This is a genomic window from Thioalkalivibrio sp. ALE9 (assembly GCF_000377445.1).
Lineage (GTDB): Bacteria > Pseudomonadota > Gammaproteobacteria > Ectothiorhodospirales > Ectothiorhodospiraceae > Thioalkalivibrio.
The window spans coordinates 223,892-245,799 of the sequence record NZ_KB898123.1 but is presented as its reverse complement, the minus strand read 5'-3'; the positions used below and the strand labels follow the sequence as shown (position 1 = coordinate 245,799).

The following is a 21,908-nucleotide window of genomic DNA, read 5'->3' as shown; positions in this document are numbered from 1 at the left end:
GGTTGGGGGGCGGCCTGGCCGCCCCTCGTTCACCCCCACTACGGGCCCTGTTTCAAACGGACCGCTCAGATGGCAGGCCAGCCCTCCGTCGCGATGCCTTCCCCCAGATCGACCTCTACCAGGCGGCGACGCACCTCCAGCAGCTTCTCGACCAGGGCCGGTTCGACGCGCCCGTAGGCCTCCGCGTCCGGCACCCGGTTGACCACCACCCCCAGCAGTTCGGTGATCGCGTTGCCGATCGAGTTCTGGCTGATCGTCACGATCAGACGGCCCTCGTCATTGCGGTAGATCAGCTGCTTGAAGGCCGGCTGCCAGCGAATGGCATGGGCGTACTTGGCATCGGTAAAGCAGCGGTCGCGCACCTTCTTGGCAGTCTTCAGGAAGTCGTTGTTGAACAGCAGGACCTCCTCCACCGCATCGGGAAAGTGCACGCCCTCGGGCATCGGGGCATTGCGGGTGGAGACCTGGGAGAAGAAGGTGCGATAGAAGTCCAGGAAGCCCTGCAGGATGGCGTCGTATTCGCGCCAGAAGCGGATGTCCTTCAGCGCCTCGATCCCGCCCTGGATCTCCCAGCTCGGCAGGCCGTGCGGGTAGCCGGTCAACCCGAGGCGCGCCTCGTGATCGGACGCCGGGCGCAGGATCTGCAGGTCCAGGGCCCGGGTAAAGAACGCCCGGTAGACCTCGCGCATATAGGCCTGAAACAGGCTGTGCTGCCCGCCATCAGTCAGATTGGGATTGCCCGGATCCGCCAGCGGCGCATCGGCCAGCGACGCCATCGGGAAGACGATGAAATGGTTGTGCAGCATGCGGATGCTGGGCACCCCCGGCGCGGTCAGCGGCCAGGTCGCGTCCAGGCTGGCCTCGCCCGCCAGCACCAGGGCCTCGGCCGGGTCCGGGTACTGCTCCAGCATGTACTCGATGATCACCCCGTTCATCCGGTTCCAGACATGCCGCACCGGCTCCGGCACCTGGGTGCGCCGCACCGGGCGGCCCATCGGGTCGAGGATGGTCTGCGAGGTGTTGTAGATGATGGAACAGTCGAACTCGTTGCTGTGCCCCAGCGCCTTGCGATAGAGCAGCAGGTTTTCCGGATTCACCAGCAGCCCGTTGTTGTGGACCAGGTCCGCCAGGTTTTCGGTGCTGTTGAAGAATTCGTTGGGTTTCATGCCCTCCGGGATGTCCAGGGGGATGGGCCGAAACGGCGTGGTGATCTCGCGGGGGCCGGCTTGCATGACGGTCAGTGACTCCTTGCAGGGGGGCGATGCCAGGGCGGCGCGGGCGGACTTGTACCTACAACCACAATGCCTGTACTGTAACTTGCGCGGCTCGGGAGTGTCTGCCGCGACCATAGCACAACCACCCACTCCTCAGAGGAGCGAGAGCATGCGACTGATTCTGTTGGGGGCGCCCGGCGCCGGCAAGGGCACGCAAGCCCAGTACATCTGCGAGAAGTACAACATCCCGCAGATCTCTACCGGCGACATGCTGCGCGCGGCGGTGAACGCAGGCACCCCACTGGGCATGAAGGCCAAGGAGGTCATGGATGCAGGCGGCCTGGTCTCCGACGACATCATCCTGGGTCTGGTGAAGGAACGCGTGGAGCAGCCCGATTGCTGCGACACCGGCTTCCTGTTCGACGGCTTTCCGCGCACCATCCCGCAGGCCGAGGCCCTGAAGGAACAGAACGTGCCGCTCGACTTTGTCGTGGAGGTGGATGTCCCGGACGAAGAGGTGATCCGGCGCATGAGCGGGCGGCGGGTGCACCCGGGCTCCGGTCGCACCTACCACGTCGAGTTCAACCCGCCGAAGGTCGAGGGCAAGGACGACGTCACCGGCGAGGACCTGATCCAGCGCGAGGACGACAACGAAGAGACGGTGCGCAAGCGCCTGGAGGCCTATCACAGCCAGACCCAGCCGCTGGTCGAGTTCTACTCGAAGTGGGCGGACAGCGATGACCCGTCGGCGCCGCAGTACGTCCACATCAAGGGGACGGGGTCGGTGGAAGACATCCGCGACCAGATCTTCAAGGCTCTGGGCTGACGATCTCGCGGAAGGCCCGGAAAGTGCCTCCCACGAGGTAAAAAGGCCCGCCCGGAGCACCGGGCGGGCCTTTTCGATTCGAGGACCAGCCAACCGGCCAGCCCCCTTTGCTGCCGAGCGGGCCGCGACTAGCGCCCCAGGACTTTGGTCACCTTGTTCTGCCGCAGCCGGTAGGCATCCGGCATACCGGAACCCAGCAGGGGCCGCAGGTACATGCGGAAGGCATCGGTCACATCGGTGCCCGAGGCATCGATGAACTCGTCCGGCATCACCTTGGTCTTGCCGGCGACCGCCTCCAGCGGCACATACTCGTAGTCCACCGAGTAAAAGCCGGTGCGCTTGATCGCCACCGAACCGTCGCGACCTTCCCACATCGCGAACTGCACGGCCTTCTCGCCCACCTCGCGGGCCTCGCGCTGATCGACATCCGACACGCAGCCAATAAAGGCCCGCTGCAGATAGCCGAAGGTGTCGCCACGCACCCGCTTCACCCCCAGCTTGTCGCGGATCTCGCCACACAGCATGTCCGCCAGCGCCCCGGTACCGGAGAGCTGGACGTTACCGTGGGCATCCTTCTCGACATCCTTCGCCAGCTTGGTCGCGATGGGTTCATCGTTGGCATCGTGGATGCCCTCGCTGACCGCGATCACACAACGGCCGTGGCGATCCATGGTGGCCTTCACATCCTTCAGGAACTGGTCGACCTCGAACACCCGCTCCGGCACGTAGATCAGGTGCGGCCCGTCATCCGGGAATTTCTTGCCGAGCGCGGAGGCCGCGGTGAGAAAACCGGCATGACGCCCCATGACCACCGCCAGATAGATCCCCGGCAGGGCGTAGTTGTCGAGGTTGGCACCAATAAAGGCCTGCGCCACGAACCGTGCCGCCGACGGGAAACCCGGCGTGTGGTCGTTCTCCACCAGGTCGTTGTCGATCGTCTTCGGGATGTGCACGCAGCGCATCGGGTAGTTGGCCTTGCGCGCCTCCTCGCTGACGATGCGCACCGTGTCGGAGGAGTCGTTGCCGCCGATATAGAAGAAGTAGGTGATCTCGTGGGCCTTCAGGACCTTGAAGATCTCCTTGCAGTAGTCAAGGTCCGGCTTGTCGCGCGTGGACCCCAGGGCGGACGAGGGCGTCTGCGCGACCATCTCCAGGTTGTGGGTGGTCTCCTGGGTCAGGTCCAGGAATTCCTCGTCGATGATCCCGCGGACCCCGTGGAAGGCCCCGTAGACCAGTTCGACGTCGGTGAATTTCCGGGCCTCGAGGACCGCACCCACCATGGATTGATTGATTACCGCCGTCGGGCCTCCACCCTGGGCGATCAGAACCTTGGCCATCTTCGTCCTCCTTTTGCGACTTGCGTGCGAACCATCGGTGAACCGGCCGCATAGCGACCGGGGCATCTCGATGCAACAAAGCCCGAAGATAGCAAATTCCGCACCCTGTGTACGGAATTGTTTAATTGTATTATCAGAAACTTATTTAATGGCGCACAGCCCGGCGGGCCTACCTGCATAAGCGTCAGTTGTGCCCCCTGGCAGGGGGCAAGGCAGAACTCAGTCGCGCAGGTGCTGATTGACGAAGTGCGTGACCCGAATCATCGCGTCGCGCGAGGCGAGGTCGTCGGCGAAGGTGCGGTTATTGCCGTTGCGGAAGTCGAAGCCGCGGCCCACACCGGGATATTCGATCCAGGTGACATCACCGCCGCGGCTCTCCAGTCCATCCGCGGCCATGCGCGCGGTACGGTGGCGCTGGTACTGCTCCTCGTCGCCGATCAGGATCATCATCGGGATCTCGAGCTGATTGACCTCGTTGGCGTAGCGGTACACCTGGTGCGGCTCGCCCAGATTCGGGTCCTGCAGGTGCGGGTAGTAGCCGGCCCAGCAGGCGACATCCTCGACCTGGCGCTCGAAGGTGACGGCGACCTTCAGGGTCTTGTAGCCGCCACGAGTGATGGAGACCAGGCAGGCACGGTCGCCCGCGATGTCGTCACGCGCCAGCAGGACATCCAGCCCGCTGTTCAGATCGCCTTCCAGCTCGTAGTCATGATCCAGCGGGTGGCTCTCCATGAAGCGGCCGGTGTACAGGTCCGGCGCCAGCACCACGAAGCCGCGGGCGGCCAGGCGCTTCACGTGCAGTTCGGCCAGGTCGTCCAGGCCGCGCCGGCCGTGGGTCCAGAGGATCGCCGGATAGGCCTCGCCATCGGCCGGTCGTGCCACCATCGCCGGGATGTCGATGCGGTCGCGCTGGTATTCGATGCGTTCAATGGTGACCTCGTGGTTCTCCAGATCGGAATACATCACGCCGTCTTCCCACCAGTCGTCATCCCACCACCAGTTGTCGGAACCGGTGGGTTCATCGGCCGCCAGCGGCGCTACGAACAGGCTGGCAGCCGCCAGGAACAGGAGAGGACGCAGTACAGAAACCATCGGGAACCTCGTGCGGATCAATGTGGACAGGGCCGTCACAGGGAGACGGGCCGCTCGCGGGCTTTCTTCCGAGGGTAGTGCAAATGGCGAGGCCCTGCCGGGGGGCGCAGCAGATCGCCCAGATCCGACAGACTCCTAGTCTCCGCCGGAAAACCCGAGCTGGCGCCAAGCCTCGTAGACGACCACGGCGACTGCGTTGGAGAGATTCAGGCTGCGGCTGCCGGGCTGCATGGGCAGGCGCAAGCGCTGCCCGGGAGGCAGGGCTTCGAGCACCGAGTGGGGAAGACCGCGGGTCTCGGGGCCAAACAACAGGGCATCGCCAGCGCGGAAGGCCGGCGCATCATAGCGGGCGTGGCCGCGCGTGGTGATGGCGAAGACCCGGTCGGGCCGCACCGATTCCCGCCACTGTTCGAGGCTGTCATACTCTTGCACCCGGGCCAGCTCGTGATAATCGAGCCCGGCGCGGCGCGCCCGCGCACTGTCCAGCTCGAAGCCGAGCGGATGGATCAGGTGCAGCGCAGCGCCGGTATTGGCTGCCAGACGAATGATGTTGCCGGTGTTCGGCGGGATCTCCGGTTGAAAGAGGACGATGTGAAGCATGAGTGATTCGCGCACCGATCCGCGGCTGGCCCTGGAGTTCTGCGGGCTGCATTTGAACACGCCGCTGGTGCTGCTGTCCGGCTGCGTCGGCTTCGGCGAGGAGTACACCCGCGTGGCCGGCTTCTCCAATCGCGACGCCGGTGCGATCTGCCTGAAGGGCACCACCGGCCAGGCCCGTCTGGGCAACGCGCCGCACCGGGTCTACGAGACCCCGGACGGCATGCTCAACGCCATCGGCCTGCAGAACCCGGGCGTGGACCACGTGGTGGACCACACCCTGCCGCAGCTGGACTTCGAGGAGACCCGCTTCTTTGCCAATGTCTCCGGCTCCACCATCGAGGAGTACATCGAGGTCACCCGCCGCTTCGACGACTCGCCCATCGACGCCATCGAGATCAACATCTCCTGCCCCAATGTAAAGGAAGGCGGCGTCGCCTTCGGCAACGACCCGGACATGTCCGCGCGCGTGGTCGAGGCCTGCCGCAAGGTCACCTCCAAGCCGCTGATCACCAAGCTTTCGCCCAACCAGACCGACATCGCCGAAAACGCCCGCCGCTGCATCGAGGCCGGCACCGATGCTTTTGCGGTGATCAACACGCTGATGGGCATGGCGGTGGACGTCGAGAACCGGCGCGCAGTGATTGGCAACAACCAGGGCGGACTCTCGGGGCCCGCGATCAAGCCGATCGCGCTGCTGAAGGTCCAGCAGGTCTATCAGGTGGCCGCGCCCCACAACGTGCCGATCATCGGACAGGGCGGCGTGATGAACGCCACCGACGCGCTGGAATTCCTGATCGCCGGGGCCAGCACCGTCGGCGTGGGCACCGGGCTGTTCTACGACCCGCTGTGCCTGCCCAGGATCCTCCACGGCATCAGCGACTACATGGACCGCCACGGCTACACCCACGTACGCGACCTGACCGGCACCCTGCAACTCAACGGCGCCGTCTCCGCCTGCGCCCCGCCCGCCCCGCAGGACCCCACCACCTGAAGGCCTGTTTCACCACGAAGCACACGAAGGCACGAAGAACGGCCAGGTCAAAAGCGATAGAGCATTAACAGGAAGATGGGAAGGACGGAAGAATGCGGGAATGGTGCCCCGGGACTGATCAACCCGCCGGGCAGGCCCCAGGACACGGGCCAGCGGCCTTTACCCAAAAACCCTTCCCATCTTCCCTTCTTCCTGTGAACCGCTTTTGACCTGGCCGTTCTTCGTGCCTTCGTGGGCTTCGTGGTGAAATCAGCCTAGTCGTCGTCGAGGCCGAGTTCGTGGATCTTGCGGGTGAGGGTGTTGCGCCCCCAGCCGAGCAGGGCCGCCGCCTGCTGGCGGTGGCCGCCGGTGGCGTTCAGGGCCTCGCGGATCACCGTGCGCTCCAGTTGCGGCAGCACCGAACCCAGCAGGTCCTGGTCTCCACGCTGCCAGTGCTGGCGGGCCACCTGGGCCAGTTCGGCCGTCCAGTCCCGCGGGCCGGCGACCACGCCGGCCGGACCACCGTCCGGCTCGGCCCGGGTCTCGGCGGGCTGGTGCAGCTCGGCCGGGAGGTCGTCCAGGTGGACCTCGCGGCCCGACGCCATCACGGTCAGCCAGCGGCAGGTGTTCTCCAGCTGACGCACGTTGCCCGGCCAGGGCAGGCGCTGCAGCTCCGCCACCACCTCGGGGCGCATGGTCTTGGCTTCGACCCCCAGTTCCTGCGCCACCTCGGCCATGAAATGCTGCACCAGCAGCGGGATGTCCTCCGGGCGCTCGCGCAGGGACGGCACATGGATCCGGATCACGTTCAGACGGTGGAACAGATCCTCGCGGAACAGCCCCGCGCGCACGCGTTCCTCCAGATCCTGGTGGGTCGCGGCGATGATGCGCACGTCCACCCGGATCGGCGTATGGCCACCCACGCGGTAGAAGGTGCCATCGGACAGCACGCGCAGCAGCCGGGTCTGCAGGTCGAACGGCATGTCGCCGATCTCGTCGAGAAACAACGTGCCACCATCGGCCTGTTCGAAACGGCCCTTGCGGCTCTGGTTGGCGCCAGTAAACGCACCACGTTCGTGGCCGAAGAGTTCACTCTCCAGCAGATCCTTGGGGATGGCCGCGGTATTCAGGGCAATCAGCGGCTGATCGGCGCGCGGGCTGTGCTGGTGCAGGGCACGGGCGACCAGTTCCTTGCCGGTGCCCGACTCCCCGTTGATCAGCACGGTGATGTTGCTGCGCGACAGGCGGCCGATGGCGCGGAACATCTCCTGCATCGCCGGGGCCTCGCCGATGATCGGGGTTTCCTCGATCTCGGGGCCAGCGGTGCCGTTGTCCTGCCCGGCGCGCCGCGCCTCCAGTGCCCGCTGCACCAGAGCCACGGCCTCGTCCACATCGAACGGCTTGGGCAGGTACTCGAAGGCCCCGGTCTGGTAGGCGCCCACGGCGCTCTCCAGATCGGAGAAGGCCGTCATGATGATCACCGGCGGCGGATCGGGGCGCGTCTGCATGCGCGCGAGGAAGTCCAGGCCATTCAGGCCCGGCATGCGGATATCGGCGACGATGGTGTCCGGCACCGGGTCCCGGTCGAGCGCCGCCCAGGCGGCGTCCGCGGTCTCGAAGCCGCGCACCGCGATCGCGTGACGCTGGAGGGCACGCTCCAGCACCCAGCGAATCGAGTCGTCGTCGTCAATGATCCAGACAGTGGGCTCCATCACTTCCTGGCCTCCCGGGCCTTCGGGGGTTCAAGGGGCAGCAGGATGTCGAACGTGGTCGCCCCCGGGCGCGAATGGCATTCGATCAGACCGTCGTGCAGCTGGATCAGGCTCTGGGCAATGGGCAACCCGAGCCCGGTCCCGGCGGCGCGGCCGGTCACCATGGGGAAGAAGATGCGTTCGCGGATCTCCTCCGGGATACCGGGCCCGTTGTCGCGCACGCTCAGCTTGGCGACCAGGCGGTGGCGATGGCCGGAGATGGTGTACTGGCGCAGGATGCGCGAGCTCAGGGTGATCTCGCCCCCGTCCTCCAGCGCATGCACCGCGTTCTGCACCAGATTCAGGATCGCCTGCACCAGCATGTCGCGATCGGCCTGCACGTCCGGGATGCTGGGGTCATAGTCGCCGCGGATCTTCAGCCCCAGCGGCAGCTGCACACTGACCAGGCCCCGCACGTGCTCCAGCACCTCGTGCAGGTTGACGGGCTCGCGCCGCGGCAGGTTGTTCGGCCCCAGCATGCGATCGACCAGGCTGCGCAGCCGGTCGGCCTCGCGAATGATGATCTGGGTGTATTCCTTCAGGCCCGAGTCGTCCAGTTCGCTGGCAAGCAACTGCGCCGCCCCCCGCAGTCCGCCCAGCGGGTTCTTGATCTCGTGGGCCAGCCCCCGGGTCACCGCGCGGGTGATCGCCTGCTGCTTCTGTAACTGCTCCTCGCGGCTGATGCGCTCGTGGCGATCGATCGCATTCAGCTCGAACAGCAACTGCCCCGGCTTGTCGCCCTCGCCACGGAGCGGGGTGATGACCACGTCGGCGAGGAAACTTTCGGCCCGCAGCGGCTCCATCTGGCGCGCGCGCAGGGTGATCGGCTGATCCAGCGTCAGCGCCGAGCGCAGGCGGCTGGACAGATTCCGGTCCAGCTTGAGCCACTGGCCCAGACCATGCCCGACGATGCGTTCGCGACTGAGACCGAGCAGCACCTCGGCGGCGCTGTTCATGCTCAGCAGGCAAAGCTCGGCATCGGTCACCAGCACGGCCGTGGAGAGGTCGTCCCACCAGGGCGGGGTGGCCGGGCCGGAATTGGAAGCGGGCGTGGTCATCAAGAGGCCTCAAGCAGGAATCGCGCCAAGCGGGAATCGCCCGGCGGGGCGCCGAAGCCGGGGGCACGGTCACAAAACGCAGCCGAATCGCCACCCCCCAGAACCTAAAACGCCCCATGATGGTGCAATTATAGCACCATCATGGGGCTTTGGTCGCACTATTTCAGTGCAGAGATCGAGGTTATCAGTTCGGGGCCGGCGTCACCGGCTGGGGCGCCCTGGGTGCCTGTGGGGCCCTGGGCGCCTGCGGCGCACCCCCGGGCGGGAATTGCTGCGGCCGCTGCTGCTGTTGCTGCTCGCGCGGAATGGCCATCCGCAACACGTTGAACTCGATGGTCGCGCTCGCCCCCAGCTCCTCGCCGGATGCGTCCACGATCCGGGCCTGCAGCGTATGCTCGCCGCGGTTCAGCCCCTCGAAGGTCGCCGTGGGCGACTGGCCCTCGCCCGCCTCCTCGCCGTTCAGCACCCAGATCACGCGATGGCCGGCGTCGGCATCCAGCGCTGGCTCGAGATCCAGCTCGGCACTCACATTGCCGTCGTTCGCCCGCACCCCCGAACCATCCTCCGGACGGGCAATTGCGACCCGCGTGTACACACCCTCCGCCTCCGGCTGACCGCGGGGCCGCACGGGCCGTTCGAGAATCTCCCGCGCGCCTTCCAGCGGGACCGCGCGCATGGGCTCGCGCACGTCCACGGGCTCGCTGGCGCGCCCCTCGGGCGGACGGTCACCAAAATGGACATTGCCCTGATCGTCGGTCCAGCGGTAGACGTCGGCACTCGCAAGCGCCGGGGCGAGAAGGACAGCCAGCGACAAGGCCAGCCAGAGCGTGGTTCGGAACATGGGTCTTCCTCCTTGGGCGGGATGGCGCGGCACCACCACCCTGCCTCCCGTGTACGTTCGGACCACCACAAGCCCGGAAGCTCCCGCGCCACCGGCACGGGCCAGCCGGGATCAGGCGGCCGCGCGAACCCAGACGCCCTGCAGCCGAGCCGCATCGGCCTGCAGGGTCGCGAGGCGATCCCGCTCGACCGCCGCGGCCGTTCCCGACTCCAGCGCGGACAGCCAGTCATCCAGCGCAGCCAGGCGGAGCATCGTGGGCGCCGCCCCGCGTTCGATTGCAGTCAGTGGCCGCCGGGCATTGAACCCGGCCAGCACGGCCCGGTACCGATCGGCATCCGGCTGTCCGGAGGCGTCCACGGCGAGCGCCAGGGCGATGCGCGCGAGCTGCCAGAAGGCCGGTACCGGCGCGGGCGGGATCACCAGATCGGCAAGACCGGCACCTTCCGGGTAGATACGCACGGACTGCCAGTAGCTTCCCGCCAGCGGCAGGTCCTCGAAACGGTAGAGCCCCTGGTGGTGCAGCTCGGCGTCCAGGATCGCCCGGGACTCGGCATCCAGCGTGGACGCCATCGCATCGGCGCGCTCGCGCATCTGCTGCTGCAGCACCCCGCGCCGGTAGCCCTCGCCGACGGGCAAGGCCCCGGCCGTGTGACGCCCCTGCCAGTCGGCGGCGCGCTCGCCCAGGGCCTCCAGACTGCCGGGCCCCTCGGCCGCAACCACGCCCTGCAACGCCTGACCGCGCTCCAGCACCAGCAGGACCTCACCAGGATCGGGATCCGCACCCCGGCCGATCACGCGACCGCAGCCGCCAGGTACCTCGCCGAGCGCGGATTCGAGCGCCGGCGCCACGGCGGATGCCAGGCGCAGACACTGCACCGGCCGGCCATCCAGTTCGAGGCCGCCCGGGCCATGGGTCAGGGCCACGCCGGTCGCATCGGCGCAGGCCCGGGTCTCGGATTCGTTCTCTACCATCGGAAAATCACCCAGGAAGGGGGTACGAAGTTGGGGTCGAGCTCGTTGCGACGGCCGTCCAGCGTGCCGTCGCCCGTGGTGTCGATCAGGTAGTAGGTCGGGCCCACGGCGGGCGTGACCTCGACCATCACCAGCTCGCCACCCATGCGGTATTCGCGCCGGGTCTCGCCGTCGCGCTCGATGATGATGATGTCGGCGTCCTCCAGCGAGCGCTGTTCGCGGGCGCGTTCATCCAGCACCGGGGGCGGCGGATCCGCGCCCTCTTCAAGCTCCGGCGGCGGCGGGGCATCCCCCCACTCGCGGTCTTCCTGCGCCAGCGCCGTGCCGGAAACCAGCAGCAGGGCCGCCAGCAGCGACAGGGGCAGGCTCGCACGCATCGAGGTCATCATCACAGTTCCATCAGTCGTTTCTTTTCTTCCGCGGACGGCTCGAAGCTGCGCGCCTCGTAGTACTCGAAGATCACGTCCACCACGTCTTCCGGTGAATCTACCAGCGAGTATAGCTGGAGGTCTTCCTCGTCAATGGTGCCCTGCTCCACGAGCGTATCCCGGAACCAGTCGAGCAGGCCCTTCCAGAATTCGCTGCCCACCAGCACGACCGGGATGCGCCGGGTTTTGCCGGTCTGCACCAGGGTCAGGATCTCCGCCAGCTCGTCCAGCGTCCCGAAGCCCCCGGGCAGCACCACGTAGGCCGAGGCGTACTTGACGAACATCACCTTGCGCGAAAAGAAGTGACGAAACCCCAGGCCCACGTCCTGGTAATCGTTCGCACTCTGCTCGTGCGGCAACTGGATATTCAGGCCGATGCTCGGCGAGCGCCCGGCGAACGCCCCCTTGTTGGCCGCCTCCATGATGCCCGGACCGCCGCCGCTGACCACCGCGAAACCGGCGTCCGAGAGCTGCCGCGCGGTTGCCTCGCCCAGCTGGTAGTAGCGATGCTCCGGCGGGAAGCGGGCGGAGCCGAAGATGCTCACCGAGGGCTTGATATGCGCCAGGCGTTCGAAGCCCTCCACGAACTCCGCCATGATCTGGAAGATCTTCCAGCTCTCGCGGGTCAGGGCGGAGTCATCGATCGGGCGCAGGCCCGGGTGTTCGGCACGTTCGCGGTTGTTCATGCAGCGGGTTCCCAAGGGTGAAGGCTTCAGCGTACCGGCGCCCCCGGGCGCGCACAAATGGTCGCGGCCCGGGCCGGGCCTGTAGAATGGCGCGCGTTCCCTGTCCGGATTCCACCTTCATGTCGCAAGCGCCTCTTGTCCTGGTCGACGGCTCGTCGTACCTGTTCCGCGCCTTCCATGCGCTGCCGCCGCTAACCGCGCCGGATGGCGCCCCGACCGGGGCGATGATTGGTGTGGCCAACATGCTGCGCAAGCTGCGCGCGGACTACGGCCCGGAACACATGGCGGTGGTGTTCGACGCCAAGGGCAAGACCTTCCGCGACGACATCTATCCGGAATACAAGGCCACCCGCCCGCCGATGCCGGAAGAGCTGGCCGCCCAGATCGAGCCATTGCACGAGCTGGTGCGGGCGATGGGCTTGCCGCTTTTGTGCGTCGAGGGCGTGGAGGCCGACGACGTGATCGCGACCCTGGCCGACCAGGCCGCCGCAGCCGGGCACGACGTGGTGATCTCCACCGGCGACAAGGATCTCGCCCAGCTGGTGAATGACCGCATCACGCTGGTCAACACCATGAGCGGGGTCACGCTGGACCCCGAGGGCGTGCAGGAGAAATTCGGCGTGGCCCCGGAGCAGATCGTCGACTACCTCGCACTGATGGGCGACAGCGTCGACAACATCCCCGGCGTGGACAAGGTCGGCCCCAAGACCGCGGCCAAGTGGATCGCGAAGTACGGTGACCTCGACACCATTCTGGAACTGGCCGACGACATCGGCGGCAAGATCGGCGAGAACCTGCGTGCCGCGACCGAGCGCCTGCCCACCTCGCGCGAGCTGATCACGGTCAAGCGCGATGTCGAACTGGACGTCGGCCCCGACGACCTCAACATCCGCGAGCCGGATCACGAGCGCCTGCTGGAGATGGTGCGCCGCTACGGCTTCACCCGCTGGCGCGCGGAGCTGGAGGGCGGCGAGGACGAGGCCGCCGGCGGCAATCCGGGCTCGGCGCAGGCGAAGGGCGACTACCGCACGTTGCGCGAGGAGGCCGAACTGGCCGAGCTGCTGGAGCGTCTGGACCAGGCCGAGCGGGTCGCCTTCGATACCGAGACCACCAGCCTGGATGCGATGCGCGCCGAGATCGTCGGCATGTCCTTCGCCTTCGAGCCGGGGACCGCCTACTACCTGCCGCTGGCCCACACCGGGCCGGACGCCGACCCGCAGCTGCCGCGCGCGGAGACGCTGGAACGTCTGAAGCCGTGGCTGGAATCCGAGGACCACGGCAAGCTGGGGCATCACCTGAAGTACGACCGCAACGTGCTGGGTAATCACGGCATCAGCCTGCGCGGCATCGTCGACGACACCCTGCTCGAGTCGTTCTGCCTGGACGCCGGCGCCAACCGCCACGACCTCGACTCCCTGGCCGAGCGCCACCTGGACTACCAGACCACGCATTACGAGGACGTGGCCGGCAAGGGCGCGAAGCAGATCCCGTTCGCCGAGGTGGATATCGGCATCGCCACCGATTACGCCGGCGAGGATGCCGACATCTGCCTCCAGCTGGATGCGGTGTTCCAGCCGCGCCTGCAAGAGGCTGAAGGCCCCGCGTTCGTCTACCGCGAGATCGAGATGCCGCTGGTCCCGGTGCTGGCGGATATCGAACGCGTGGGCGTAAAGGTGGACCCGGATCTGCTCGGCGAGCAGAGCCAGGAGCTGCTGGCCGAGATGGAGCGCATCGAGCGCGAGGCCTTCGAGGAGGCCGGCGGCGAGTTCAACCTCGGATCGCCCAAGCAGATCCAGGAGATCCTGTTCGAGCGCCTGGGCCTGCCGGTGCTGCGGCGCACGCCCAAGGGCCAGCCCTCCACCGCCGAGGACGTGCTGGAGCAGATGGCGGACGACTACGCCCTGCCGCGCCTGATCCTCGAGCACCGCGGCCTGTCCAAGCTGCGCAGCACCTACACCGAGACCCTGCCCCGGCGCATCCACCCGGAGACCGGACGGGTGCACACCTCCTACCACCAGGCGGGGGCAGCCACCGGGCGGCTGTCGTCCTCGGAGCCGAACCTGCAGAACATCCCGGTGCGCACCGAGGCCGGCCGGCGCATCCGCCGCGCATTCATCGCGGATGAGGGCCACCAGTTGCTGGCGGCGGACTACTCGCAGATCGAGCTGCGCATCATGGCCCACCTGTCGCAGGACGCGGGCCTGCTGAAGGCATTCGGCGAGGGCCAGGACATCCACCGCGCGACCGCCGCCGAAGTCTTCGGGCTGGACCCGGAGCAGGTCTCCGGCGATCAGCGTCGCGCGGCCAAGGCGATCAACTTTGGCCTGATCTACGGCATGTCCGCCTGGGGGCTGGCGCGCAACCTCGGCATCGAGCAGGGCGAGGCGCGCGAGTACATCGACCGCTACTTCAATCGCTATCCCGGCGTGCACGACTATATGGAACGCGCGCGCGCCTCCGGGCGCGAGAACGGCTATGTCGAGACCCTGTTCGGCCGCCGCCTGTACCTGCCGGAGATCAACAGCCGCAACGGGGCGCGACGCCAGCAGTCCGAGCGTGTCGCCATCAACGCCCCGATGCAGGGTACCGCCGCCGACATCATCAAGCGCGCGATGGTGCGCGTCGCCAACGATCTCGCGGACTCGAATATCGACGCCCGCATGATCATGCAGGTGCACGACGAACTGGTGTTCGAGGTGGCCGATGCGGCGGTGGAAGACCTGACCACGCTGGTGCGCAAGGCCATGAGCGGGGCCGCGGATCTCGACGTGGAGCTGGTGGTGGATGTCGGCACCGGCACCAACTGGGATGACGCCCACTAGATGGCCGGCTCGCTTGCCAGGGGTTTCAACCGGGCCGCCCCCTGGGTAGTCGCGGTCCTGCTACTGGCAACTGCCTGGGTGCTGGCCGACCGCTATCTGGACACCGGCAGCTCGAGCGGGATCACCATCGTCCAGCCGGAGGACTGCGACCTGAACGCGGGGCCCTGCAGCGCCGACCATCCGGCGGGCGGTACGCTGACCCTGGCGATCACGCCACGCCCCGTGCCGATGCTGCAACCACTTGAGCTGACCCTGGAGCTGGACCCAGCGGCCCGGGGCAACCTCGGCGAACCCGAGGCCCTGGAGCTGGATCTGGCCGGGGTGGAGATGTACATGGGCTTCCAGCGCCCGCGGCTGGAACATACCGGCGACGGGCGCTACGTCGGCGAGACGACACTGCCGATCTGCACCACCGAGGCCATGACCTGGGCCGCCACCGTGATGCCCGCGGGCGATGCGGATGCGGCCCGGGTCCAGTTTCGTTTTGTCACCCGCCGCAGCCACAGCGACAACCCCTGAGGAAAACCGACATGCAGCGTATCCCGCTGAGCAGCCTGCTCTGGGCACTGGCCGTGCTGGCGGCCGGCGCCCTGCTCGTCTTCGTGATGCTCCGCCCGGCACCACCCCCCGTGTCCCAGGGGGCCGACCACGAACGCCTGCCGGTGGCCGATGCGGTATCCGGCGGGCCGATCGAACTGCCCGTTTCCACCACGGGCGAGCGGTTCCGGCTGGCGGACCTGGAAGGGCAATACGTCTGGGTCTACTTCGGCTACACCGCCTGCCCGGATGCCTGCCCGACCAGCCTGGGCTGGATCAGCGCCGCGCTGGACCGCTTGCCGCCCGAGCTGGAGGGCGAGGTCGCGGCGGTACTGGTAAGCGTCGACCCGGAACGTGATGACCGCGAGCGCCTGGAGACCTATGTGGGGCACTTCCACCCGGCCATCCAGGCGGCGACCGGGTCCCACGAAGAGCTGCAGCCGATCACGGAACGTTACGGCGTGTTCTACGAACGCACCGAGATCGACTCGGCCATGGGCTACGTGGTCGATCACAGCTCGTCCACCTACCTGGTCGGCCCGGAAGGCGACTTGCTGCAGATCTACCCGCACGGGACACCCGCCGCCGAACTGGTGGAGGGCCTGCGAACCCATGCGGAGGCCACCGGGACAGCCAACTGAGCCACACCCCGGACGGCAACGATGGATTCTGTGAAAAAATTCGCAATCGAGAGGCACGCGGCAGGAACTTTGCCCGCGCAGTGCTTTCTCACTTACTGAGCGCTCTAGCCCAGCGCGGCCCGCTTCTCTCCCTGAGCGGGCAATAGGCCTCTCTCCCCCCTGTAGAGGCCGAAATTAGCCCCGGTCCCACCCCAAGGCCGGGGCTTCTTTTTGTCTGCGTTTCGTGTATCCGCTCGACCGTCGGGCAGAGACGGGCCTCAGCCGGTCGCGGGAGCCGACTCCGGATCATGCTCGGCCAGCCAGCCACCCAGCAGGCCGCGCAGGTCATCGACACCCTGGTTCTTCAGCGAGGAGAAGGTCTGCAACGTCGCCTCGACGCCCATGGCCTCCAGCTCGCCATGCGCCTTGCGCAACTGGCGGTCGGCCTCCTGGCGCGAGAGTTTGTCCGCCTTGGTCAGCAGGCAGTGCAAGCGGCAGCGCTCCAGAGGCACCCAGTCCAGTAGCTGGCGATCCAGCTCGGTCAGCGGCCGGCGGATGTCCATGATCAGGACCAGACCGATCAGGCACTGGCGTTTTTGCAGGTAGCCACCAAGGAGCTGGTCCCATTCCGCGCGCTTGCCGGCCGAGACCTTCGCGTAGCCGTAGCCCGGCAGGTCGACCAGCCGCCAGTGCTCGGCCGGCGGCAGACGGAAAAGATTGATCTCCTGTGTGCGCCCCGGGGTACGGCCGACCCGCGCGAGCGCCTTGCGTCCACACAAGGCGTTCAGGGCGCTGGACTTGCCGGCGTTGGAGCGCCCGGCAAAGGCGATCTCGACGCCCGTGTCGGCCGGGAGCTGGGCAATCTGCGCCACGCCACGCAGGAAGTCGGTTTCGCGAAATCGGGGTTCCATGGGGCGAGAGAGCGTCCTAGGGAAACACTGATGAATGTACACGCTCGCGCTCGAGTCGCTTTTGCGTGCGAACAAGGCGCGGTGAGTGAAGTGTAGCCGAGCTACATAAGCGAGCCGCAACGCCGGGCGCACGCAAAAGCGGCCGAGCCCCTGCTTTCAATGGCTTGTGGGGCTGGCACCCCAGGTTCCCCGATCCTGCGTTGCGCCGCTTGCGGGTAGAACCACTACCCGCTGCGCGACGCGCCTTGTCTCGGAAAACCTGGGGTGCCAACGCGAGCGTGTACATTCATCAGTGTTTCCCTTGGCCGAGTGCCGGACTCGGTTTATTTTTGAGCACAAATTAGCATTGTGCTATAAACTGCGCCCCTTATGTTGATCGCCCTACGATGGGGCACAAGGAACGGGTCGCGACCCGGCACGCATTTACAAGCAGGAGATTCTCCGTCATGAACCACAAGCTTTCCGCTCTCTTTGCTGCCCTGTCCGTATCCCTGCTGCTCCCGCTGTCGGCAGCCCAGGCGGGCGATCCCCAGCGCGGCCAGGAACTGTCCCAAGCCTGCGCGGCCTGCCACCAGGCGGATGGCAACAGCGTGAACCCGGAATGGCCCAAGCTGGCCGGCCAGCACGCCAAGTACACCGTGAAGCAGCTGCAGGACTACAAGTCCGAGCGCCGCGAGAACAGCCTGATGCTGGGCCAAGTGGCCAACCTGGACGAGCAGGACATGCGCGACTTGGCGGCCTTCTATGCCGAGCAGGAAATCAGCGCCGGCACCGCCGACGAGTCGGTGGTCGAACGGGGCGAGCAGATCTACCGCGGCGGCATCCCGTCGCAGAACGTCGCCGCCTGCATTGCCTGCCACGGCCCGAACGGCAACGGCAACCCGGAAGCCATGTTCCCGGCCGTCGCCAGCCAGCACGCGCAGTACAGCGCGGATCAGCTGCGCTACTTCCGCAGCGGCGAGCGCGCCAACGACAATGGCCGCATGATGCGCAATGTGGTGCGCAACATGTCCGATGAAGACATCGAGGCCGTGTCCCAGTATATGGCCGGCCTGCAGCCGAGCAACTGATTCGGCTTCGGGTACGCCGCGCAGGAGTGGCGGCGAAGCGACCCAGGGAAGGGGCGGCCTTGGCCGCCCCTTTTTTGTGGGCGCAGAAAAACGCACCCAGTTGGAATGCAATCCTGTACAGGGTCGTCATGGTGGGGCGCGCGAACTCCCCGGCGGATCATCGGTCCACCTTCTGCTCGTGCAACGCCCGCGCAGTTTGTCTTGGAAATTGAACCCCTGTCGGGTTGCTTCGCATAGTCCGTCAGGCTAAAGCAGGTTTCAGCATGTCGAATAACGATCAGGCCGCCACCGCCGGCCCGGCCCCCGCATCCCGCCAGAAGGCCGCGCGCAAGCCGCGGCGCAGCCGCATACTGGTCGATTTCATGGGCTCGATGAGCCTGGCGATCACACTCCTGGTGGCCCTCGCGATCGCCTCGGTCATCGGCACCGTCCTGGTGCAGAACGAACCGTACACCGAGTATCTGATGGACTACGGGCCTTTCTGGCACGAGATCTTTGCCGGGATGGGCCTGTACCAGGTGTATTCGGCCACCTGGTTCCTGCTGGTGGTGGCGTTCCTGGTCATCTCGACCTCCTTTTGCGTCTATCGCCAGACCCCCGGGCTGCTGAAGGACCTGCGCCGCTACAACACGCAGGTCAAGGAAAAGTCCCTGCGCTCGTTCCATTCCAGTGCCACCGGCGATCTCGATCAGTCACCGGAGGAGTTCATCCAGCACGCCCACCGGGTGCTGAAGGCACAGGGTTTCAAGGCGCGCGAGAAGAACCACGACGGACAGACCGTGATCGCTGCCATGCGCGGGCGCTGGAACCGCATGGGTTACCTGCTGACCCATGTCGGCATCGTGGTGATCTGTGTGGGCGCCCTGGCCGACGGCACGACCCTGCTGAAGGTTAACGAGTGGCTGGGTAATCTCGAGATCGAGACCCGCAGCGTACCGATCTCCGAGGTCCCGCGTTCGGCCTGGATACCGGACTGGAACCCGTCCTTCCGCGGCTCGGTGGAGATCCCCGAGGGTGCATCGGCGAATGTGGTGTTCCTGCCGATGCGGGAAGGCTACTTCGTGCAGGAGCTGCCCTTCCGCGTCGAACTGGAGGAGTTCCGGATCGAACGCTTCTCCACCGGTGCCGAAAGCTCCTACGAGTCGGACCTGGTTATCCATGATCCGAACCGCGACGAGCCGCTGCGGCACACCATCTCGGTCAACCACCCGTTGATCTACAACGGCTTCGCGATCTATCAGGCAAGCTTCGCCGACGGCGGCACCCGCCTGGATATCGACGCCATCCCGCTGGGCGCCGAGGCCCTGCGCGAGCTCGAGGTGCCCGGTCGTGTGTTCCAGGAGATGGAGGTCCCGACGCCGGACGGCGACACCCGGATCATCGAGTTCACCAACTTTCAGCTGGAGAACGTGGTTCCGCTGCTCAACGAAGAGGGCGTGCGCGAGAACCGCCATATGGGCCCGAGCTTCGATTTCCGCCTGATGGACCGCACCGGCCACGGCCTGTACTACCGCAACTACCAGCGCCCGGCCCTGCAGGAAGGGGCGATGTATTTCCTCAGCGGCGTGCGCGAGAGTCCGGCGGAGGAATTCCACTACCTGTTCCTGCCGGCAGATGCCGACGATTCGCTGGAGCGCTTCCGCACCTACCTGGCCATGCTGCACAACCCCGAAGTGCGCAACGAGATTGCCCGCCAGGTGGCGCGCGACGACGAGACGGTACCCAACGAGCAGACCCAGGCCATCGCCCGCACGACGGCCGAGCTGATGGGGCTGTTCGCCGAGGGCGGCTACATGGCCGTCAACAACGAGATCGAACGGCGCGTACCGGGCGAGCGCATCGACGAGGTGCGCGACCTGATGATCCGCATCCTGCACGCCGGCCTCCAGGGGCTTTACATGGAAGTCCTTCAGGACGAGGGTGTAGTCTCGATCCAGGAAGAAGAGCAGCGTTTCCTGGAGGATACGATCTCCGCGATCAATGCCATCAGCCTTTATCAGTCGCCGTTCTTCTTCCACCTGAAGGATTTCGAGCACCGCGAGGCGTCCGGCCTGCAGATCGCACGCGCCCCCGGCCAGAGCACCGTCTACACCGGCAGCGTGATGCTGATCGTCGGGATCTTCTTCCTCTTCTACGTGTCCTATCAGCGCCTGTGGATCATGGCGCGGCGGAGCGAGAACGGCGAAGGCACTCACGTGGTGATGGCCGGCACGAGCAACCGCCACCAGGTGGAATTCGAGGAACGTTTCGCGCATCTTAAGAGGTGGATCATCGATCAGAAGCCGGTCGATGGCGCCAGCGACGGCACCCATGAGTCCAACAACAAAAACGACTAAAAGCTAAGCAGTCGGAGGAGCACCCCATGTCAGTCCCCCACGAGGCCCTGGATTTCGAACGGCCCGGCATCTTCCGGCGCATCCAGCCGCGCGACTGGGCGTACATCGCCCTGACGATCGCCGTCGGGCTGATCGCCTTCTGGCAATACGGCCACATGATGGACCGCTACGACACCGGCGGCCTGATCCTGGCCGTCGGCCTGAGTGCCTGGATGGGCTGGTTCTGGCGCCCGTGGCAGGCGTTCTCGATCATTGTCGGGGTCCTCGCACTGTTCGGTATCTGGATGTACGGCGACGACCTCGCCCGCGGGAGCACCAACTTCTGGCTGAACTACGTCGGTTCGGGCCAGGCCGGTGTCATGTGGATGAGCGTCTTCCTGTACCTGTCCACGGTGGCCTACGTCACCGGGCTGTTCAGCCGCTCCGACTTCCCCACCCGGGTCGGCGGCGCGTTCGCCTGGATCGGTGCCGGCGCCGGGCTGATGGCCCTGCTGGTGCGCTGGCGCGAGATCTACCTGACCGATCCGACCTGGGGCTATATCCCCGTCGCCAACCTCTACGAGGTCTTCATCCTGCTGGCCGCCCTGACCACGCTGATGTACCTCTACTACGAGAGCCGCACCGGCCAGCGCACCATGGGTGCGTTCGTCATGCTGGTGATCGCCGCGTCCGTCACCTTCCTGATGTGGTACATGTGGGACCGCCAGGCACACGAGATCGAGCCGCTGGTGCCCGCTCTGAACAGCTGGTGGATGAAGATCCACGTGCCTACCAACTTTGTCGGCTACGGCGGCTTCGCCATCGCCGCGATGCTGGGGGTAGCCTATCTGGTCAAGCATCGGCTCGAGCGCACCCGGCCCGACGCCGCCCTCACCCAGCGCATCCCGAGCAAGGAAGCGCTGGACAGCGTGATGTACAAGGCCATCGCGATCGGCTTCGCCTTCTTCACCATCGCCACTGTGCTCGGCGCGATGTGGGCCGCCGAGGCCTGGGGCGGCTACTGGACCTGGGATCCGAAGGAGACCTGGAGCCTGATCCTCTGGCTGACCTACGCCGCCTGGCTGCACATGCGCTTTACCAAGGGCTGGCGCGGGCCGGTCATGGCCTGGTGGGCGATCATCGGGCTGTTCGTCACGACCTTCACCTTCCTGGGCGTGAATATGTTCCTGTCCGGCCTGCATTCCTACGGAGAGCTGTAAATGAAGCGTCGTGAATTCATGGGCGCCGTGGGCGGTGCCGGCCTGCTCCTCGCCACCGGCACCAGCCTCGCGGCCGAGTTCCGCGAGGGCCAGCACTACCGGGCCATCCAGCCCCCGCTGGATACCGGGCTGGAGGACGGCAAGATCCAGGTGGTCGAGGTGTTCTGGTACGGCTGCCCGCACTGCTACGCCTTCGAGCCCAAGGTCCAGGCCTGGAAGCCGAACCTGGCCCACGACGTGCAGTTCGAGTACCTCCCGGCACCAATGAACGACGTCTGGGCGCTGCATGCGCGGGTGTTCTACACCGCCGAGAAGCTGGGCGTGCTCGACGACGTGCATCAGGCGTTCTACGACGCGATCCACGATCAGGGCCGTCAGATGCGCTCGGAAAGCGCAATTCTGCGCTTCATCAACCAGCGCGGGCTGGATGCGGACGAGTTCCGCGAGACCATGCGCTCCGACGCGATCCGCCGCCGGATCGTCGAGGCCACCGAGGCCGTGCAGGACTACGGCGTTGGCGGCGTGCCGACCCTGGTCATCAATGGCGAGGCCATCGTCTCCGCCAGCATGGCCGGCGGGCACGACGAGATGCTGGAGGTTGCCGACTACCTGATCGAACGTGCCCGCGGCTAGCGCGC

Annotated in this window: 20 protein-coding genes; 9 read left to right on the top strand and 11 right to left on the bottom strand. The window is 66.5% G+C overall.

What is annotated here, in order from left to right:
* Positions 1 to 65 precede the first annotated feature (65 nt).
* Positions 66 to 1,232, bottom strand: a complete 1,167-nt coding sequence (locus tag D106_RS0104340) for a hypothetical protein (RefSeq protein WP_018879324.1) — start codon at positions 1,230 to 1,232, stop codon at positions 66 to 68.
* A gap of 151 nt (positions 1,233 to 1,383) precedes the next feature.
* On the opposite strand from D106_RS0104340, the gene adk reads away from it, so the two are divergent.
* Positions 1,384 to 2,040, top strand: a complete 657-nt coding sequence (adk, locus tag D106_RS0104335; RefSeq protein WP_018877185.1) for an adenylate kinase — start codon at positions 1,384 to 1,386, stop codon at positions 2,038 to 2,040.
* Positions 2,041 to 2,168: 128 nt separating this feature from the next.
* Here the strand turns inward: adk and D106_RS0104330 are convergent, their stop codons facing one another.
* The 3 genes from D106_RS0104330 to D106_RS0104320 form a co-directional block, all read right to left on the bottom strand.
* Positions 2,169 to 3,377, bottom strand: a complete 1,209-nt coding sequence (locus D106_RS0104330; RefSeq protein WP_018867716.1) for a 6-phosphofructokinase — start codon at positions 3,375 to 3,377, stop codon at positions 2,169 to 2,171.
* Positions 3,378 to 3,596: 219 nt separating this feature from the next.
* Complete coding sequence (locus tag D106_RS0104325; RefSeq protein ID WP_018879323.1) at positions 3,597 to 4,469, bottom strand: dienelactone hydrolase family protein; 873 nt, start codon at positions 4,467 to 4,469, stop codon at positions 3,597 to 3,599.
* 135 nt (positions 4,470 to 4,604) lie between these two features.
* The gene (locus D106_RS0104320) at positions 4,605 to 5,069 is read right to left on the bottom strand and encodes a tRNA (cytidine(34)-2'-O)-methyltransferase (protein WP_018867714.1); all 465 of its coding nucleotides are present in this window, start codon (positions 5,067 to 5,069) and stop codon (positions 4,605 to 4,607) included.
* Here D106_RS0104320 and D106_RS0104315 point away from each other — a divergent pair.
* Positions 5,068 to 6,060 (top strand): dihydroorotate dehydrogenase, encoded by a 993-nt coding sequence (locus D106_RS0104315; protein ID WP_018877183.1) that lies wholly within the window; start codon positions 5,068 to 5,070, stop codon positions 6,058 to 6,060. The two genes, D106_RS0104320 and D106_RS0104315, sit on opposite strands and share 2 nt — an antisense overlap.
* Before the next feature lie 254 nt (positions 6,061 to 6,314).
* On the opposite strand, the gene ntrC is transcribed toward D106_RS0104315, so the two are convergent.
* The 6 genes from ntrC to D106_RS0104285 form a co-directional block, all read right to left on the bottom strand.
* Entirely contained in the window at positions 6,315 to 7,751 is a 1,437-nt protein-coding gene (ntrC, locus tag D106_RS0104310; protein ID WP_018877182.1) for a nitrogen regulation protein NR(I), read from the bottom strand.
* Positions 7,751 to 8,848: a nitrogen regulation protein NR(II) gene (gene glnL, locus D106_RS0104305; RefSeq protein WP_018875920.1), complete on the bottom strand. Its 1,098-nt coding sequence runs from the start codon at positions 8,846 to 8,848 to the stop codon at positions 7,751 to 7,753. Before glnL ends, ntrC begins: the two co-directional genes overlap by 1 nt.
* A 184-nt stretch (positions 8,849 to 9,032) precedes the next feature.
* Positions 9,033 to 9,689, bottom strand: coding sequence for a DUF4124 domain-containing protein (locus tag D106_RS0104300; protein ID WP_018879322.1), 657 nt, complete (start codon positions 9,687 to 9,689; stop codon positions 9,033 to 9,035).
* A 111-nt stretch (positions 9,690 to 9,800) separates the two neighbouring features.
* A complete protein-coding gene (locus tag D106_RS0104295) occupies positions 9,801 to 10,661 on the bottom strand; it encodes a hypothetical protein (protein WP_018879321.1) in 861 nt (286 codons plus the stop codon).
* The gene (locus D106_RS0104290; protein WP_018875917.1) at positions 10,655 to 11,050 is read right to left on the bottom strand and encodes a DUF2782 domain-containing protein; all 396 of its coding nucleotides are present in this window, start codon (positions 11,048 to 11,050) and stop codon (positions 10,655 to 10,657) included. Before D106_RS0104290 ends, D106_RS0104295 begins: the two co-directional genes overlap by 7 nt.
* Positions 11,050 to 11,775 carry a TIGR00730 family Rossman fold protein gene (locus tag D106_RS0104285; RefSeq protein ID WP_018867707.1) on the bottom strand — a complete coding sequence of 242 codons (726 nt, stop codon included), beginning with the start codon at positions 11,773 to 11,775 and terminating at the stop codon, positions 11,050 to 11,052. Before D106_RS0104285 ends, D106_RS0104290 begins: the two co-directional genes overlap by 1 nt.
* A gap of 119 nt (positions 11,776 to 11,894) precedes the next feature.
* Here D106_RS0104285 and polA point away from each other — a divergent pair, with 119 nt between their 5' ends.
* The 3 genes from polA to D106_RS0104270 are packed head-to-tail and all read left to right on the top strand — an operon-like array spanning position 11,895 to position 15,775.
* Positions 11,895 to 14,597: a DNA polymerase I gene (gene polA / locus D106_RS0104280; protein WP_018879320.1), complete on the top strand. Its 2,703-nt coding sequence runs from the start codon at positions 11,895 to 11,897 to the stop codon at positions 14,595 to 14,597.
* The gene (locus D106_RS0104275; protein ID WP_018879319.1) at positions 14,598 to 15,116 is read left to right on the top strand and encodes a hypothetical protein; all 519 of its coding nucleotides are present in this window, start codon (positions 14,598 to 14,600) and stop codon (positions 15,114 to 15,116) included.
* 11 nt (positions 15,117 to 15,127) lie between these two features.
* Complete coding sequence (locus tag D106_RS0104270) at positions 15,128 to 15,775, top strand: SCO family protein (protein ID WP_018867704.1); 648 nt, start codon at positions 15,128 to 15,130, stop codon at positions 15,773 to 15,775.
* A 257-nt stretch (positions 15,776 to 16,032) separates the two neighbouring features.
* On the opposite strand, the gene yihA is transcribed toward D106_RS0104270, so the two are convergent.
* Positions 16,033 to 16,665, bottom strand: coding sequence for a ribosome biogenesis GTP-binding protein YihA/YsxC (gene yihA / locus D106_RS0104265; RefSeq protein ID WP_018867703.1), 633 nt, complete (start codon positions 16,663 to 16,665; stop codon positions 16,033 to 16,035).
* A 446-nt stretch (positions 16,666 to 17,111) separates the two neighbouring features.
* On the opposite strand from yihA, the gene D106_RS0104260 reads away from it, so the two are divergent.
* The 4 genes from D106_RS0104260 (at position 17,112) to D106_RS0104245 (ending at position 21,903) form a co-directional block, all read left to right on the top strand.
* Positions 17,112 to 17,735, top strand: a complete 624-nt coding sequence (locus tag D106_RS0104260) for a cytochrome c (protein WP_018867702.1) — start codon at positions 17,112 to 17,114, stop codon at positions 17,733 to 17,735.
* Positions 17,736 to 17,998: 263 nt separating this feature from the next.
* Positions 17,999 to 20,071 carry a cytochrome c biogenesis protein ResB gene (locus tag D106_RS0104255; protein ID WP_018867701.1) on the top strand — a complete coding sequence of 691 codons (2,073 nt, stop codon included), beginning with the start codon at positions 17,999 to 18,001 and terminating at the stop codon, positions 20,069 to 20,071.
* Positions 20,072 to 20,097: 26 nt separating this feature from the next.
* Entirely contained in the window at positions 20,098 to 21,270 is a 1,173-nt protein-coding gene (ccsB, locus tag D106_RS0104250) for a c-type cytochrome biogenesis protein CcsB (RefSeq protein ID WP_018879318.1), read from the top strand.
* Positions 21,271 to 21,903, top strand: a complete 633-nt coding sequence (locus D106_RS0104245; protein WP_018879317.1) for a thiol:disulfide interchange protein DsbA/DsbL — start codon at positions 21,271 to 21,273, stop codon at positions 21,901 to 21,903.
* Positions 21,904 to 21,908 lie beyond the last annotated feature (5 nt).

Excerpts from the sequence above, each read along its gene's own strand:
- D106_RS0104255 (WP_018867701.1), top strand. The coding sequence starts at position 17,999 with ATGTCGAATAACGATCAGGCCGCCACCGCCGGCCCGGCCCCCGCATCC.
- D106_RS0104340 (WP_018879324.1), bottom strand. The coding sequence starts at position 1,232 with ATGCAAGCCGGCCCCCGCGAGATCACCACGCCGTTTCGGCCCATCCCC.
- D106_RS0104275 (WP_018879319.1), top strand. The coding sequence starts at position 14,598 with ATGGCCGGCTCGCTTGCCAGGGGTTTCAACCGGGCCGCCCCCTGGGTA.
- yihA (WP_018867703.1), bottom strand. The coding sequence starts at position 16,665 with ATGGAACCCCGATTTCGCGAAACCGACTTCCTGCGTGGCGTGGCGCAG.
- glnL (WP_018875920.1), bottom strand. The coding sequence starts at position 8,848 with ATGACCACGCCCGCTTCCAATTCCGGCCCGGCCACCCCGCCCTGGTGG.
- D106_RS0104320 (WP_018867714.1), bottom strand. The coding sequence starts at position 5,069 with ATGCTTCACATCGTCCTCTTTCAACCGGAGATCCCGCCGAACACCGGC.
- D106_RS0104290 (WP_018875917.1), bottom strand. The coding sequence starts at position 11,050 with ATGATGACCTCGATGCGTGCGAGCCTGCCCCTGTCGCTGCTGGCGGCC.
- polA (WP_018879320.1), top strand. The coding sequence starts at position 11,895 with ATGTCGCAAGCGCCTCTTGTCCTGGTCGACGGCTCGTCGTACCTGTTC.
- D106_RS0104285 (WP_018867707.1), bottom strand. The coding sequence starts at position 11,775 with ATGAACAACCGCGAACGTGCCGAACACCCGGGCCTGCGCCCGATCGAT.
- D106_RS0104315 (WP_018877183.1), top strand. The coding sequence starts at position 5,068 with ATGAGTGATTCGCGCACCGATCCGCGGCTGGCCCTGGAGTTCTGCGGG.
- D106_RS0104300 (WP_018879322.1), bottom strand. The coding sequence starts at position 9,689 with ATGTTCCGAACCACGCTCTGGCTGGCCTTGTCGCTGGCTGTCCTTCTC.
- ntrC (WP_018877182.1), bottom strand. The coding sequence starts at position 7,751 with ATGGAGCCCACTGTCTGGATCATTGACGACGACGACTCGATTCGCTGG.
- D106_RS0104325 (WP_018879323.1), bottom strand. The coding sequence starts at position 4,469 with ATGGTTTCTGTACTGCGTCCTCTCCTGTTCCTGGCGGCTGCCAGCCTG.
- D106_RS0104260 (WP_018867702.1), top strand. The coding sequence starts at position 17,112 with ATGAACCACAAGCTTTCCGCTCTCTTTGCTGCCCTGTCCGTATCCCTG.
- D106_RS0104270 (WP_018867704.1), top strand. The coding sequence starts at position 15,128 with ATGCAGCGTATCCCGCTGAGCAGCCTGCTCTGGGCACTGGCCGTGCTG.
- D106_RS0104330 (WP_018867716.1), bottom strand. The coding sequence starts at position 3,377 with ATGGCCAAGGTTCTGATCGCCCAGGGTGGAGGCCCGACGGCGGTAATC.
- ccsB (WP_018879318.1), top strand. The coding sequence starts at position 20,098 with ATGTCAGTCCCCCACGAGGCCCTGGATTTCGAACGGCCCGGCATCTTC.
- adk (WP_018877185.1), top strand. The coding sequence starts at position 1,384 with ATGCGACTGATTCTGTTGGGGGCGCCCGGCGCCGGCAAGGGCACGCAA.
- D106_RS0104245 (WP_018879317.1), top strand. The coding sequence starts at position 21,271 with ATGAAGCGTCGTGAATTCATGGGCGCCGTGGGCGGTGCCGGCCTGCTC.
- D106_RS0104295 (WP_018879321.1), bottom strand. The coding sequence starts at position 10,661 with ATGGTAGAGAACGAATCCGAGACCCGGGCCTGCGCCGATGCGACCGGC.